Here is a 13,369-nt window from a genome sequence, read left to right as displayed (position 1 = left end):
CTTCAAATAGGTTTTGCATTAACGCAAATGGTTAATATAGGTTTACCTAGAGCGGAATGCGCAAAAGACTGGAGGATCCCGTCAGATGGAACCCCAATGGGACGATATGAAGGTGTTTTTGGCGGTTGCGCGAGAGAGCAGCCTCTCTGGTGCGGGGCGGGTCCTGAAGATGGACCCGGCCACGGTAGGCCGCCGGGTGGCGCGCTTTGAGGCGGCCCTGAAAACATCGCTCTTTGTAAAATCGCCGCAGGGCTATGCGCTGAGCGCCGCCGGAGACAGGCTCTTGGGCCATGCCGAAGCGGCAGAGCTTGCGATGCGCGCCGGCGAAGAGGCGCTCACGGGTCCCAGTGATACATTGTCAGGGCAGATCCGCATCGGCGCGCCGGATGGTTGCGCAAATTACATCCTGCCGCAGGTCTGCGCGGCGATCTCCAATGACAATCCGGATCTGGACATTCAGGTGGTGGCCTTGCCACGGGTCATCAACCTGTCACGGCGCGAGGCCGATATGGCAGTGACCGTCAGCGCGCCCACCGCTGGCAAGCTGTTGGTGCAGAAGATCACCGACTATCATCTGCATCTGGCCGCATCGCGCTACTATCTGCGCGACCACCATCCAATTGAAAAACTGGAACATCTGCGGGATCACCGGATGATCGGTTACATCCCCGACATGATCTTCGATCGCGAGTTGGATTACCTCAATGACCTTGGGGTGGAGCGGGTCTCGCTGGCGTCGAACTCCGTTTCGGTGCAGATCAAGATGCTGGCCGAGGGGAGTGCTGTCGGTGTGGTGCATGATTTTTCCCTGCCCAGCCACCGCTCCTTGCGTAAGGTTTTGAAGGATGAATTCAGCCTCACGCGCAGTTTTTACCTCGTGCGTCATCAGGGCGATCAGCGCAGCGACCGGTTCAACCGCTTTGCGGATGCACTGTCATCTGGCATTCGCGCAGAGGTTGAAAGATTGGAGAGCTTGACTTGATGCGATCTTGCAGCAAACCTTGAGAGAGTGAAAGAAAATTTCAAGGGTGCGCAAAATGCTCGTAAAGTCGATTCTGAAGTCCAAGGAAATCTCCGAGGTTGTCACGATCAGACCTGACGCCACAATGGAGGCGGCGGCGCAACTTCTGTCGGAGCATGGCATCGGTACGGTTGTGGTTTCAGCGGATAACTCAACACCGCTGGGCATTCTGTCGGAACGGGACATCGTCCGCAAACTGGCCAAGGTTGGCTCGGTCTGTCTCGGTCACAAGGTCGAAGACTATATGACCCGTGACGTAGTGACCTGCACCCAAGACAGCGTCGCAGAAGAGGCCTTGGCCACGATGACCGAAGGCCGGTTTCGTCACATGCCTGTTGTGGAGGACGGTGCGCTGGTCGGGATCATCTCATTGGGCGATGTGGTCAAGGCGCAGCTCAACGAGGTGGCGATGGAGAAAACTGCGCTCGAAGGCATGATCATGGGTCACTGACCTGCGGGACTGGGGCGTTGCGCTGCGGCGAATGTGTGATCATTGAAGATTCAGTATTCTCACGCACTTGCATTGCGCGGCGCAACATGATTGCGTGCCCAAAAATGTGACGCAGGCAGGAGGGGCCCATGCGCATTGGCTTGTATCCCGGAACCTTTGACCCAATCACGCTGGGGCATATCGATATCATCCGCCGGGCGGCCATGCTGGTGGACCGGCTGGTGATCGGCGTGGCGATCAACCGCGACAAGGGGCCGTTGTTCGATCTCGAAGAACGCGTTGCCATGATCGAGGCGGAATGTGCCAAGCTCACCGAGCAGACCGGCACCGAGATTATCGCCCATCCGTTCGAGAACCTGCTAATTGACTGTGCCCGCGATGTGGGCGCGCAGGTGATCGTGCGCGGGCTGCGCGCGGTGGCGGATTTTGAGTATGAATTCCAGATGGTCGGTATGAACCGCGCCTTGGATGACAGTATCGAGACGGTGTTCCTGATGGCCGAAGCACGGCATCAGGCCATCGCGAGCAAACTGGTGAAAGAGATTGCGCGTCTGGATGGCGACGTCAGCAAATTTGTCACCCCGCTGGTGCGCGACAGGCTGATGGAACGACTAGGCGGTCGCTGACATCACGCAAAGTTCTGAAAATAAATATACCCGGCCTGCTAAGCGGTGCCGGGTTATTTGTTTGCGGCTTTAGCGCCAGAAGGCCAGCCACTCGATCAGTTCAAACAGTTTCTTGCTGAGAAACAGCACATGCCCGGTGCCAAAAAAGATCACATCCACCGCCAATGCGGTGAGCAGGAACAAGCCAAAGGCGACGGCAATGGTATTGGTCATGAGAACTGCTCAATAAAACACGCCCGGTCAGCTATGCCTGACCGGGCGCAAAATCTCAAGCCTCACGAGGAAGCGGGGGGTTAGTTCAGACGACCCATGGCGGTGGCAACATCAGCCATCCGCACAGAGAAACCCCACTCGTTGTCATACCACGCCAGCACGCGCACCATGCGACCGTCAACCACGCGGGTCTGATCGGGCGCAAAAATCGAGCTTTCTTCGGTGTGGTTGAAATCGGTCGACACCAGCGGCGCGGGCTCATAGCCCAGAACGCGCGACATGTGACCCTTGGAGGCCTCTTTCACCGCTGCGTTCACCTCTTCGGCGCTCACGTCGCGACCGGCGCGGAAGGTCAGATCCACGGCAGAGACATTCGGTGTCGGAACGCGGATTGCGGAGCCATCCAGACGGCCCTTGAGGTTGGGCAGCACTTCGCCCAGGGCTTTGGCGGCACCGGTGGAGGTCGGGATCATTGACATGGCGGCGGCGCGGGCGCGGTAGAGATCATCGTGACGCCGATCCAGCGTCGGCTGATCGCCGGTATAGGCGTGGATCGTGGTCATGATGCCATGTTCGATGCCAAAAGCCTCATCCAGCACTTTGGCCAGCGGTGCGAGACAGTTGGTCGTGCAGGACCCGTTGGAGACCATCTTGTCGGTCACCAGCAGATCCTCGTCATTGACGCCGTAAACCACGGTGCGGTCGACGTTCTTGCCCGGTGCGGACAGCAGCACCTTGCCAGCGCCGCGCTCCAGATGCTTTTTCGCCTTCAGACCGTCGTTGAACTTGCCGGTGCATTCCAGCACCACGTCGCAGCCTTCCCAGTCCAGCGTATCCATGTCGTAGGTGGAATAGACCTGCATGTCACCACGACCGAGGTTCAGGCGTCCTTCGCTGAAATCGACCTGACCGGGAAAGCGGCCATGCACGCTGTCATATTTGATGAGATGCGCGGCGGTCTCGATCGGGCCGGTGGCATTGACCTTGATCACCTCAATATCGTTGCGAAAGCTGCCGGCGATATGGGCGAGGGTGCAGCGGCCGATACGTCCGAAGCCGTTGATTCCAACTTTGATGGTCATCTCTGTCGTCTCCACGAAAAGGCTGTCTTAGGGGCAGCCTATAGCGGGCATTAACCTCGGGAAAAAGAAGAAATTAGAGTAAACACAGACTGTTAGCGCAAAACCTTGATGGTTGCGTTAACACTCACACGCGCGTTTGCGGTAACTGTGCATGGCCATCTCAGTGCAGATGCTGCGCCGCCGCATGCTTGAATGATTCCCCACCCGCAGGCTACACATGCGTGAATGAATGCCAATGTGCAAAGAGGTGAGTTATGAGCGGTCTTCTGGCCTTGTTGGACGATGTAGCGGGAATTGCCAAAGTCGCCGCCGCCTCGGTGGATGATGTGGCGACGCAATCGATGAAGGCAGGCTCCAAGGCGGCCGGGATCGTGATCGACGATGCCGCTGTCACGCCAAAATATGTGACTGGTTTTCAGCCCGCACGAGAGTTGCCGATGATCTGGCGCATCGCGCGCGGCTCCTTCATCAACAAACTGGTGTTCCTGCTGCCCGTTGCACTCTTGATGTCGCAGTTCGCCCCTTGGCTGATCCCGCCCTTGCTGATCCTCGGTGGTTGTTACCTGTGTTTTGAGGGTGCCGAAAAGATCGTGCATGTATTGATGCCCCATGACGATCAGTCGGGCGGGCCAGATGGCAGCCATGCTGTGGGCGATCCAACCCAGCTTGAGGAACAAAAGGTCAAGGGCGCGATCAAGACCGATTTCATCCTCTCGGCCGAGATCATGACAATTTCGCTGTCGACGATCGAGAGCGACGTGCTGTGGATACAGGCGGCGACGCTGGCCGTGGTGGGCATCATGATCACCATCGTGGTCTATGGCGTGGTGGCCATCATCGTAAAGATGGACGATGTCGGCCTCTGGCTCACGGAGGTCGGTCGCACCAGCGGCACCCGCGCGCTTGGACGCGGCATTGTCGCCTTCATGCCGTGGTTCCTGAAAATGCTGACCGTGGTTGGAACTGCCGCCATGCTCTGGGTTGGGGGCTCGATCATTGTGCATTCCGCGCATCAGATGGGATGGCACTGGCCCGAGGAGACCATCTACGCCTTCGCCAAGCGCATCGCCCAAGGCGACGGTCTGGTGGAATGGCTGGTCAAAGCGGTGATTGACGGCATCTTGGGTTTTGTCGTGGGGCTGATCCTGATCCCCATCGCCACCAAGCTGATCGCACCGCTCTTTGGCGCAAAAGCTGCGCATTAAACCAAACCTAAAACGATGAAAGGGCGCCCCAGATCGGAGCGCCCTTTCATCTTCTAACTCAAAATATCCCGGGGGAGACCCGAAAGGGTCGGGGGCAGCGCCCCCAAACCCCATGTGCCATTTAGCCCAACAGCTCTTTAACCTTGGCAACGGTGCCCTCGGCGGTGATGCCGAACTTTTCAAACAGCTCGCCCGCCGGGGCAGAGGCGCCAAAGCCCTGCATGCCGACAAAGCCCGCTTTTTTCTCCTGACCTCGTTCACCCAGCAGCAGACGATCCCAGCCGCCATCGCGCACGGCGGCCTCGATGGCCACGCGCACCGGACCTGCGGGCAGAACCTTGCGGCGGTAGCTCTCGTCCTGTGCGTGGAACAGCTCCATACACGGCACAGAGACAACACGGGTGCCGATGCCCTGACCTTCGAGGATGTCTTTTGCGGCCATCGCGGTGGAGACCTCGGAGCCGGATGCCATCAGGATCACCTGACGCTTGCTCTCGGCCTCGGCCAGCACATAGGCGCCTTTCTCGGTGAGGTTCGACAGCTTGTGCTCGGTGCGCACGGTGGGCAGTCCCTGACGGGTCAGGGCGATCACCGACGGGGTCTCTTTCGAGGTCAGCGCGATTTCCCAGGCTTCTGCGGTTTCCACTGCGTCCGCTGGGCGGAACGTATAGGTGTTCGGGGTTGCGCGGCAGATTGCCAGATGCTCCACCGGCTGGTGGGTCGGGCCATCTTCACCCACACCGATCGAGTCATGGGTCATGACAAACACGGTGGGGATCTTCGACAGCGCGGCCAGACGCATCGCGGGGCGCGCATAATCGGTAAAGCAGAAGAAGGTGCCGCCATAGGGACGGATGCCACCATGCAGCGCCATACCGTTCATTGCCGCTGCCATACCGTGCTCGCGAATGCCCCAGTAGACATAGCGGCCCTTGCGGTTGTCGGTGTCAAACACGCCCAGATCGCCGGTCTTGGTGTTGTTGGACCCGGTGAGGTCCGCAGAGCCACCAATGGTTTCCGGCATGATCGGGTTGATGACTTCCAGCGCCATTTCCGACGCCTTGCGGGTGGCGACCTTGGGCTGGGACTCGGAAATCTGTTTTTTCAGCGCCTTGATGGTGGCGGAGAGCTTTTTCGGGGCCTCCAGCGCAAAGGCGCGGTTGAACCGGTCCTGCTTTTGCGATGAGAGCTCTGCAAAACGGCCTTCCCATTCGGCCCGCGCCGCTGCGCCGCGTTTGCCGATCTCTTCCCACTGGGATTTGATTTCGGCGGGAACATCATAGGCACCGCCGGTCCAGCCATAGGCGTCTTTGGCAGCTTTCAGCTGATCGGCGTCGGTCAATGCACCGTGACCTTTAGAGGTATCCTGCGCCGCGTGACCCAGAGCGATATGGGTTTTGCAGGCGATCATCGACGGTTTCTTGGTCTTCTTCGCGGCCTCAATGGCGGCGTCGATCTCGGCCGGGTTGTGGCCGTCGATTTCCTGCACATGCCAGCCAGACGCCTTGAAACGCTGTACCTGATTGGTGCGGTCAGAGAGATCGACGGTGCCGTCGATGGTGATGTTGTTGTTGTCCCAGAACACCACCAGTTTGCCCAGTTGGTGCCGTCCGGCAAGGCCGATGGCCTCTTGGCTGATGCCCTCCATCAGGCAGCCATCGCCCGCGATCACGTAAGTGTAGTGATCGACGACCTTTTTGCCGTAGTGGGCGCGCAGGCTTTCTTCGGCCATGGCAAAACCCACGGCATTGGAAATCCCCTGACCCAGCGGGCCGGTGGTGACTTCTACCGCATCGAGCAGGAAGTTTTCCGGGTGGCCCGCCGTCAGCGCGCCGGACTGGCGGAAGTTCTTGATCTGATCCAGCGTCACCTGCGCATCGCCCATGAGATACAACAGCGAATAGATCAGCATGGAGCCGTGGCCCGCCGACAGGATGAAGCGATCACGGTCGGCCCATTTGGGGGCAGTGATGTCGAACTTCATGTGCTTTTCAAACAGCACGGTCGCAACATCAGCCATGCCAATCGGCATGCCGGAATGGCCGGAGTTTGCACCCGCAACCGCATCCAGCGTGAGAGCACGGATAGCGGCGGCTTTGTTCCAATGATCGGGGTTTTCAGAGCGCAGGGCTGTCAGATCCACTGAACTGTTCCTCTTTGGGTTCGCAGGGGTTTGCCGCTGGATAGCAGTCTTAAAGCAAAGATCAAGCTTTCCGGGCTTGTTTTGCAGGGTTTCGCAGGAAGCTGCCCGTAACTAGACTGCGCAAGTGCTTGAAAGCAATGGGGGGGTGTTTTACCCCATCATACGATAAGCTGAGCGAAGCTGATTGCTGCCGGGTTGATTCGTGTCCGTTTACCGTGTGCCGGAACCGATGACCCAACAGGACGCATCGCGAAACGGCGAAAGATCGGCTCAGGGCGTGCTGGACGGAAACAGGCTCCGTTCGCAGTTCTGAGGAGACGAGGTGAAGAGGAACGCATGGAGCAGTTAGAAGAATTACAGGGCCGCATCCAGACCGCGCTGCACCGTATATATGGCGGCGTCGCAGCGTTGGAGCAAAAGCATGCCAACAGACCAGTGCCGACGCTGGAAGAGTTGGACATGCAAAAGCATGCGGAGCTCTTGGCGGATCTCGATGATGAGAAAATGGCCAATGCGCAGCTCGAAGAACGGCTGAAACTGCTGCATGGTCGGCTGGAAGACATGGAAAAGAAGGTTGCCGCCGTGGACGGTGCCAACGATCTGATTGCCATGCAGGCCGAGCTTGAGCTGCTGCGCAACGAGGCCGGAAATTCGGTCGAGGCTGAGGCGCTCAAGGCCGAAGTGACCCGTCTGAAACAAGATCTGGAAGCTGCGCGCAATCAGGCCGCAAGTGAGCGTGAAAAGCTCGAGGATGACCTGAGCGAAGCCACGGCCCAGAATGAACAATTGCAAGCTCAGCTTGCCGCACAACCTGCTGCGGAGGGCGGGGCTGAGGCCGGTGATACAGCTGAGCTGGAAACCCTGCGCCGCGAAGTGGAAGAGCTGCGCGCCCGCGCTGAGGCTGCCGAGGCAGCGCCTGCCACAGCCGAGCTGGCCGATGAGGGTGTCAGCGAAGAACTGGACCTGCGCCTGAGCGAATTGGACGGGGAGTTGCAGACCCTGCGTGCCAGCAACGATCAACTGCGTCAATCCAATGCGGCGCTGCGTGCGGCAAATGCCGAAGGGGTCGCGGACCCTGCGCTGATAAACTCTGGCCTCGAAGCCGAGGTGGAGGGTCTGAAAGCCGCTCGTGCCACCGATCAGGCCGAGGTCAACGCGGTGCTGGCACGCCTTGAGCCGCTTCTTGCCACTGCCCCCAATCTGCCAGAAGGAGAAGAAGCCTGATGCCGGAAGTGACAATTCACATCGGAGGCCGCGATTTTGTGGTGTCCTGTCAGGAAGGCGAACAGAGCTTTCTGGAGATGGCGGCAGGGATGCTCGACGATGAGGCGCAGGTGCTGTCGGACCAGATCGGGCGTATGCCCGAGGCGCGCATGCTCTTGATGGCTGGCCTCATGCTTGCGGATAAAACCGCTGCGGTCGAGGATCGGATCAAGGAAGTCGAAGCCAAGATCGCAGAAAAAGACGCCCTTATCGCAGAGCGTGAGGCCGAGCTTGAAGAGCTGCGCAATGCGCCGCCACCGCCTGCCGAACAGGTTGAGGTTCCCGTGGTGCCGCCGCAGGTTGCCGAAACATTGGCGGAGCTGGCAGCACGTGCCGAGGCGCTGGCCGGTGAAATCGAAGAGAAAGCCGCACCCGACGATGATGACGACGAGGAAGAGGGGGAGACTGGCGTGAAGGATGACGCACTTGCCTCCGACCCGATCAGCGAAGACGAAGTTTCCGAGCAAGTCTGATCTGAAGAAAGATCGCTGCCCGCGATAAAAAGCCCGCTACACCGAGAGGTTAGCGGGCTTTTTTGTTCTGCGTGGGCAATAGATCAGGCGTTGGCTTCGCGGATCTTGTCTGCGGCATCCTTGTCAAAGCTGATGCCGTTTTGCTCAAACATACCGTCGAGTTCGCCAGATAGGGTCATCTCGGTGATGATGTCGCAGCCACCGACAAACTCACCCTTGATGTAGAGTTGCGGGATGGTCGGCCAGTCGGAATACTCCTTGATGCCCTGACGGATGTCCTCATCCGCAAGCACGTTGACGTCGGTGTAATCGACGCCGATGTAGTTGAGCACGCCCGCCACGCGCGAGGAAAACCCGCACTGCGGCATTTCCTTGGTGCCTTTCATATAAAGCACAACATCATTGGCTTTGACGGTTTCATCGATGCGGGTCTTCGCGTCGGTCATGGTATTGGTCCTTTCGGTCTGGCCCCCGGTTCATAGAGCCGCGGAAAACTGTGGTTTTGGGTCCGAGCAACGAGGCTGCAGCGCTCGGTATCATTGCGGTTTTAGATCAGCGTAGCTGAATATCTGTTGCCGATCTAACGCCATGGTTTTGTAAAGAAATCTCCGGTATGACGGCGCTGCGCGCGCTCCAACATATCCTGCATGCGCTCTTCTTTTTCATGCAGCATCTCTTGTTCCTCGGGCGTCAACGGCGGCATCCGGCGCTGTCTGAGCTTCTCGCGAATATGGAGAATATCTGAGAAGAGGACGACCGCGACAAAGATCGCAATTGCGCCGCCTATGATCCAGATTGCCTCCATACCGGATACTACTCCGGCGCTTTGGTGGTCAGGGCGAGGGCATGGAGCTCACCGCTGGGGCCATCCATCTTGCCCTTGAGCGCAGCATAAACGGCGCGCTGCTGCTGCACGCGGTTCTTGCCGCGAAAGCTCTCGTCGATGACCATGGCGGACATGTGAACGCCATCACTGCCGCCCACCTCGATTTGCGCATCCGGGAAGGTCTCGCGCAGGAGGGCTTCGATTTCATGGGCCTGCATTGGCATGGGGCGCATCCTTGCTGTGGTGTTCTTTTGCCAAAATGTAGGGCTGCAATGCGAGGGACGCAAGCAACTCTACCGTGATTGTAAGGTCTGTTTTGTCGCGACCGATGTGAAACGGGACGGGGGGCGCTCCCGCCTGCTTATGGACTGGCCCCAAGGGGGCCCGCCCAACACAGTTGGGCCCGGCACCGCGCGGGCACGGTGCCGGGCCCAAGGCCGCCAAGGGGGCTTAGCAACAGCTAAGGCACCTGGGGGCGCGGGAGTTTCCCCGCTCTTTTACTTCAGGCGACGGCTTCGGCAAAGCTTGTGCGGAAGATCTGGCTCAGCTCTTCGAGCGTGGCCTCGGAGCCGCCGACTTTGACCGTGTCACCGGTGAACTTCCCAACCGTTTCCAACGGCACAGCTGCCTGGCCCGCAGCAATCATCAGTGCCTCGGCCTGATCAAAATTGCAGGCCACGAGGTAGCGCGCCTGATCTTCACCAAAGAGGGTCGGGGTGTCGCTTGCGTCGATCTGCACGCCAACACCGGCAGCCTCGGCCATTTCAAACGCAGCCAATACAAGTCCGCCATCACTGATGTCGGTGCAGGCCTTGATGAAATCGCGGTTGTTGCGGATGAATTCGCCGTTGCGTTTTTCGGCTTCCAAATCCACCGCAGGCGCATCGCCATCTTCGCGGTTGAAGACCTCGTGCAGGAGCGCCGACTGGCCGAGGTGACCGGTGGTTTCGCCCACCAGCAGCAGCACGTGACCGTCGCGGGCCTCGCCAAGGATCGGCTCTTCACCCGCCGCAACCAGACCCACCGCACCGATGGTGGGGGTGGGCAGGATCGCTTGACCGTCAGTCTCATTATAAAGAGAGACGTTGCCCGAAACGATCGGCATATCCAGCGCCGATACGGCCTCGCCGATGCCTTTGAGTGCGCCAACAAACTGGCCCATGATCTCGGGCTTTTCGGGGTTGCCGAAATTGAGGTTATCGGTGGTCGCCAGCGGCTTGGCCCCGACGGCGCAGAGGTTGCGATAAGCTTCGGCCACGGCCTGCTTGCCGCCCTCGATCGGGTTCGCCTTGACGTAGCGCGGGGTCACATCAGAGGTGAACGCCAGTTTCTTGTCGGTGCCATGCACGCGGACCATGCCGCCACCCAGACCCGGACGACGCGCGGTGTCGCCCATCACGGTGGTGTCATATTGCTCATAGACCCACTGTTTGCCGGCATAGTTGGGGCTGGAGATCAGCGCCTTCAGGCCATCGATGGGATCAATGGTCGGCACATCCGCATCCGTAAGCGCTTCGGGGGCCTCGACCTCAATCCATGGACGGTCGTATTCTGGCGCGGAGGAGGAGAGTTTCGACAGCGGCAGGTCCGCTTTGACCTCGCCGTTGTGCATAATGAGAAAGCGGTCTTCGGCAATGGTTTCGCCCACGATGGCAAAATCGAGGTCCCATTTCTCAAACACTGCTTTGGCTTCGGCCTCAAGTTCAGGCTTCAGCACCATCAGCATGCGCTCTTGCGATTCCGACAGCATCATCTCGTAGGCGGTCATATCGGCTTCGCGCTGCGGGACCTTTTCCAGATCCAGTCGCACGCCAAGGCCGCCCTTGTCGCCCATTTCCACGGCGGAGCAGGTCAGACCCGCCGCGCCCATGTCCTGAATGGAGATCACGGCACCGGTCTGCATCAGCTCCAGCGTCGCTTCCATCAGGCGTTTCTCGGTGAAAGGGTCGCCGACCTGAACAGTGGGGCGCTTTTCCTCGATGGTGTCGTCAAACTCTGCCGACGCCATGGTCGCACCACCAACCCCGTCGCGGCCGGTCTTGGCGCCGAGGTACACAACCGGCATACCCACACCGGAGGCGGCGGAATAGAAGATCATGTCGGTCTTCACGAGGCCCGCCGCAAAGGCGTTCACCAGACAGTTGCCGTTGTAGGCGGGGTGAAAGCGCACTTCGCCGCCCACGCAAGGCACACCAAAACAGTTGCCGTAGCCGCCGACGCCCTCGACCACGCCGTTCACCAGTTGACGGGTCTTGTGATGCGCAGGCTCACCAAAGGACAGCGAGTTCATCGAGGCGATCGGCCGCGCGCCCATGGTGAAGACATCACGCAAAATGCCGCCAACACCGGTGGCGGCACCTTGGTAAGGTTCGATGTAGGAGGGGTGGTTGTGGCTTTCCATCTTGAAGACGACCGCGTCGCCATCACCGATGTCCACGATACCGGCGTTTTCGCCGGGGCCACAGATCACCTGCGGGCCGGACGTCGGCAGGGTACGCAGCCATTTCTTCGATGATTTATAGGAACAATGCTCGTTCCACATGGCGGAGAAAATGCCGAGCTCGGTGAAGGTCGGCTCGCGGCCAATGATCTCAAGGATCAGATCGTACTCATCGGGTTTCAGTCCGTGGTTTTCGATCACTTCAGGCGTAATGGCTGGTTCCTGCATGGCGCTAGATGGCCCCCCGGGTCGCTTCATGTTGTCGGCCTTTTAGAGCAACGCCCGCGGCGGGGGAAGGGGGCATCATCGACGTGCAGAAAATGCCCGTTCCTTGGGCAAATCTTGCGCCGCTTGCCTGAACATAGGGCATCGCGCCTGTGTCGTTCTGCAATTCCTGCGAGGTTGGCGTTTTTGTCTGGCGCGGACAGTGCGCGCACGACAAACAAGGACAAAAGCCACGCAGTCGTCACATGCTCTGGTCAAACAGGCGGCAGACAAAGGGCCAAAAAAAAGGCCGAGCACTAAGCTCGGCCGTAGTCCAACAGGGAGGTATGAAGTGCGGCGCTTGCCGCGTCTCCATGAGGGTCATTTAGGGTGCCTGCTGCGCTGCCGCAAGTGTTTTGAAACACATGTTAACTCAAGCCTGCCATGCACTATATGCATAGCTTTTGCGCGCCACGCATATAATGCAGCTGAGAGTTATATTTTGCCCAGTTCTTTCATGTGCTTACGGTGGGCGATGATCTCGTTCTGTACAAAATCACGGAAGGCGGAAACCCGCTGCGAATGACGCAACTCTTCTGGGTAGGCGAGATAGACGGGCACGCCATTGGTATCCTCATTGGGCAGGACCTGCACCAGATCGGGGAAATCCTCTGTCACATAGTCTGGCAGCACCCCGATCCCGAGATCCTGCAACACCCCCTGCAACACGCCGAAGTAGTTGTTCACCGTGAGCATGGATTTTGGGTTATGCGTCATCAGCTTTTGCACCATGACCGCAGCAGACCCGACTTGCGCGGATCGCAGGCTCTGACAGATCAGGCGGTGGTCGCAGATTTCCTCGATGGTTTCCGGCCAGCCGAATTTATCAATATAGCCGCGCGACGCATAAAGGCGCATCTGAACGGTCATCAGCCGCTTGCGGATCAGGTCGGCCTGGCTTGGCTCTTTCATACGGATCGCGACATCGGCCTCACGCATCGGCAGGTCGAGCACCCGTTCCTCCAGCATCAGATCGATCTTGAGGTTGGGGTATTGTTCATAGAGCTTGATCAGCCGTGGCGCGAGCCACAATGTGCCAAAGCCCGTGGTGGTGGTCACGCGCAATTCGCCAAACACGCCTTCTTCGCTGTCGCGAATCCGTGCGGAGGCGGTTTCCAAACGTTTTGCCATCGTTTTGGTGGCGTCAAACAGCAGTTCACCCTGCTCGGTCAGAATCAACCCGCGGGCGTGTCTGTGAAAGAGAGTTGCGTTCAAACTCTCCTCAAGGCCCCGAATTTGCCGAGAAACGGCAGATTGGGACAGATTTAGCCGGTCGCCCGCATGGGTCAGACTGCCTGCGTCCGCAACCGCGTGAAAGATCCTGAGCTTGTCCCAATCCATTGTTTTTACTCTTTCTGCCTC

Annotated in this window: 13 protein-coding genes and 1 pseudogene; 6 read left to right on the top strand and 8 right to left on the bottom strand. The window is 59.0% G+C overall.

Going from position 1 to position 13,369, the window contains the following annotated elements; genetic code table 11:
- Positions 1–85 precede the first annotated feature (85 nt).
- The 3 genes from QNI81_RS07390 (at position 86) to coaD (ending at position 2,098) form a co-directional block, all read left to right on the top strand.
- Positions 86–982 carry a LysR family transcriptional regulator gene (locus QNI81_RS07390; protein WP_283967840.1) on the top strand — a complete coding sequence of 299 codons (897 nt, stop codon included), beginning with the start codon at positions 86–88 and terminating at the stop codon, positions 980–982.
- 55 nt (positions 983–1,037) lie between these two features.
- On the top strand, positions 1,038–1,472 hold the full coding sequence (locus QNI81_RS07385) for a CBS domain-containing protein (protein WP_009178988.1): 435 nt from the start codon (positions 1,038–1,040) through the stop codon (positions 1,470–1,472).
- A 128-nt stretch (positions 1,473–1,600) separates the two neighbouring features.
- The gene (gene coaD / locus QNI81_RS07380; RefSeq protein WP_005635360.1) at positions 1,601–2,098 is read left to right on the top strand and encodes a pantetheine-phosphate adenylyltransferase; all 498 of its coding nucleotides are present in this window, start codon (positions 1,601–1,603) and stop codon (positions 2,096–2,098) included.
- 69 nt (positions 2,099–2,167) lie between these two features.
- Here coaD and QNI81_RS07375 read toward each other — a convergent pair whose 3' ends face one another.
- Together QNI81_RS07375 and gap are read right to left on the bottom strand one after the other, a co-directional pair.
- Positions 2,168–2,311, bottom strand: coding sequence for a hypothetical protein (locus QNI81_RS07375; protein ID WP_005635363.1), 144 nt, complete (start codon positions 2,309–2,311; stop codon positions 2,168–2,170).
- 80 nt (positions 2,312–2,391) lie between these two features.
- The gene (gene gap, locus QNI81_RS07370; protein WP_283967839.1) at positions 2,392–3,393 is read right to left on the bottom strand and encodes a type I glyceraldehyde-3-phosphate dehydrogenase; all 1,002 of its coding nucleotides are present in this window, start codon (positions 3,391–3,393) and stop codon (positions 2,392–2,394) included.
- 254 nt (positions 3,394–3,647) lie between these two features.
- Between gap and QNI81_RS07365 the strand changes: the two genes are divergently transcribed.
- Positions 3,648–4,598, top strand: coding sequence for a DUF808 domain-containing protein (locus QNI81_RS07365; RefSeq protein ID WP_283967838.1), 951 nt, complete (start codon positions 3,648–3,650; stop codon positions 4,596–4,598).
- 121 nt (positions 4,599–4,719) lie between these two features.
- Here QNI81_RS07365 and tkt read toward each other — a convergent pair whose 3' ends face one another.
- Entirely contained in the window at positions 4,720–6,741 is a 2,022-nt protein-coding gene (gene tkt / locus QNI81_RS07360; protein WP_065323975.1) for a transketolase, read from the bottom strand.
- A gap of 336 nt (positions 6,742–7,077) precedes the next feature.
- On the opposite strand from tkt, the gene QNI81_RS07355 reads away from it, so the two are divergent.
- Together QNI81_RS07355 and QNI81_RS07350 are read left to right on the top strand one after the other, a co-directional pair.
- Positions 7,078–7,965, top strand: coding sequence for a coiled-coil domain-containing protein (locus tag QNI81_RS07355; RefSeq protein WP_168593353.1), 888 nt, complete (start codon positions 7,078–7,080; stop codon positions 7,963–7,965).
- A pseudogene (locus QNI81_RS07350) lies at positions 7,965–8,375 on the top strand (cell division protein ZapA); the annotation flags it as partial. The gene QNI81_RS07355 and the pseudogene QNI81_RS07350, both read left to right, overlap by 1 nt.
- A 185-nt stretch (positions 8,376–8,560) precedes the next feature.
- Here the strand turns inward: QNI81_RS07350 and grxD are convergent.
- The 5 genes from grxD to QNI81_RS07325 all read right to left on the bottom strand — a co-directional run bounded on the left by grxD (position 8,561) and on the right by QNI81_RS07325 (position 13,348).
- Positions 8,561–8,923, bottom strand: a complete 363-nt coding sequence (gene grxD / locus QNI81_RS07345) for a Grx4 family monothiol glutaredoxin (protein WP_065321698.1) — start codon at positions 8,921–8,923, stop codon at positions 8,561–8,563.
- A 134-nt stretch (positions 8,924–9,057) separates the two neighbouring features.
- A complete protein-coding gene (locus QNI81_RS07340; protein ID WP_065331026.1) occupies positions 9,058–9,282 on the bottom strand; it encodes a hypothetical protein in 225 nt (74 codons plus the stop codon).
- An 8-nt stretch (positions 9,283–9,290) separates the two neighbouring features.
- On the bottom strand, positions 9,291–9,527 hold the full coding sequence (locus tag QNI81_RS07335) for a BolA/IbaG family iron-sulfur metabolism protein (protein WP_005612075.1): 237 nt from the start codon (positions 9,525–9,527) through the stop codon (positions 9,291–9,293).
- Between the two features lie 278 nt (positions 9,528–9,805).
- Positions 9,806–11,971, bottom strand: coding sequence for a phosphoribosylformylglycinamidine synthase subunit PurL (purL, locus tag QNI81_RS07330; RefSeq protein WP_283967836.1), 2,166 nt, complete (start codon positions 11,969–11,971; stop codon positions 9,806–9,808).
- A 471-nt stretch (positions 11,972–12,442) separates the two neighbouring features.
- Complete coding sequence (locus QNI81_RS07325) at positions 12,443–13,348, bottom strand: LysR family transcriptional regulator (protein ID WP_005612069.1); 906 nt, start codon at positions 13,346–13,348, stop codon at positions 12,443–12,445.
- Positions 13,349–13,369: the final 21 nt, after the last annotated feature.

The organism is Tritonibacter sp. AK171, assembly GCF_030127025.1.
In the GTDB taxonomy this organism is placed as follows: domain Bacteria; phylum Pseudomonadota; class Alphaproteobacteria; order Rhodobacterales; family Rhodobacteraceae; genus Epibacterium; species Epibacterium mobile.
The sequence above is the reverse complement of the archived record's forward strand: the minus strand, read 5'-3'. Positions and strand labels throughout refer to the sequence as shown.

Excerpts from the sequence above, each read along its gene's own strand:
- QNI81_RS07325 (WP_005612069.1), bottom strand. The coding sequence starts at position 13,348 with ATGGATTGGGACAAGCTCAGGATCTTTCACGCGGTTGCGGACGCAGGC.
- QNI81_RS07340 (WP_065331026.1), bottom strand. The coding sequence starts at position 9,282 with ATGGAGGCAATCTGGATCATAGGCGGCGCAATTGCGATCTTTGTCGCG.
- QNI81_RS07390 (WP_283967840.1), top strand. The coding sequence starts at position 86 with ATGGAACCCCAATGGGACGATATGAAGGTGTTTTTGGCGGTTGCGCGA.
- purL (WP_283967836.1), bottom strand. The coding sequence starts at position 11,971 with ATGCAGGAACCAGCCATTACGCCTGAAGTGATCGAAAACCACGGACTG.
- coaD (WP_005635360.1), top strand. The coding sequence starts at position 1,601 with ATGCGCATTGGCTTGTATCCCGGAACCTTTGACCCAATCACGCTGGGG.
- grxD (WP_065321698.1), bottom strand. The coding sequence starts at position 8,923 with ATGACCGACGCGAAGACCCGCATCGATGAAACCGTCAAAGCCAATGAT.
- QNI81_RS07385 (WP_009178988.1), top strand. The coding sequence starts at position 1,038 with ATGCTCGTAAAGTCGATTCTGAAGTCCAAGGAAATCTCCGAGGTTGTC.
- QNI81_RS07375 (WP_005635363.1), bottom strand. The coding sequence starts at position 2,311 with ATGACCAATACCATTGCCGTCGCCTTTGGCTTGTTCCTGCTCACCGCA.
- gap (WP_283967839.1), bottom strand. The coding sequence starts at position 3,393 with ATGACCATCAAAGTTGGAATCAACGGCTTCGGACGTATCGGCCGCTGC.
- QNI81_RS07335 (WP_005612075.1), bottom strand. The coding sequence starts at position 9,527 with ATGCCAATGCAGGCCCATGAAATCGAAGCCCTCCTGCGCGAGACCTTC.
- QNI81_RS07365 (WP_283967838.1), top strand. The coding sequence starts at position 3,648 with ATGAGCGGTCTTCTGGCCTTGTTGGACGATGTAGCGGGAATTGCCAAA.
- QNI81_RS07355 (WP_168593353.1), top strand. The coding sequence starts at position 7,078 with ATGGAGCAGTTAGAAGAATTACAGGGCCGCATCCAGACCGCGCTGCAC.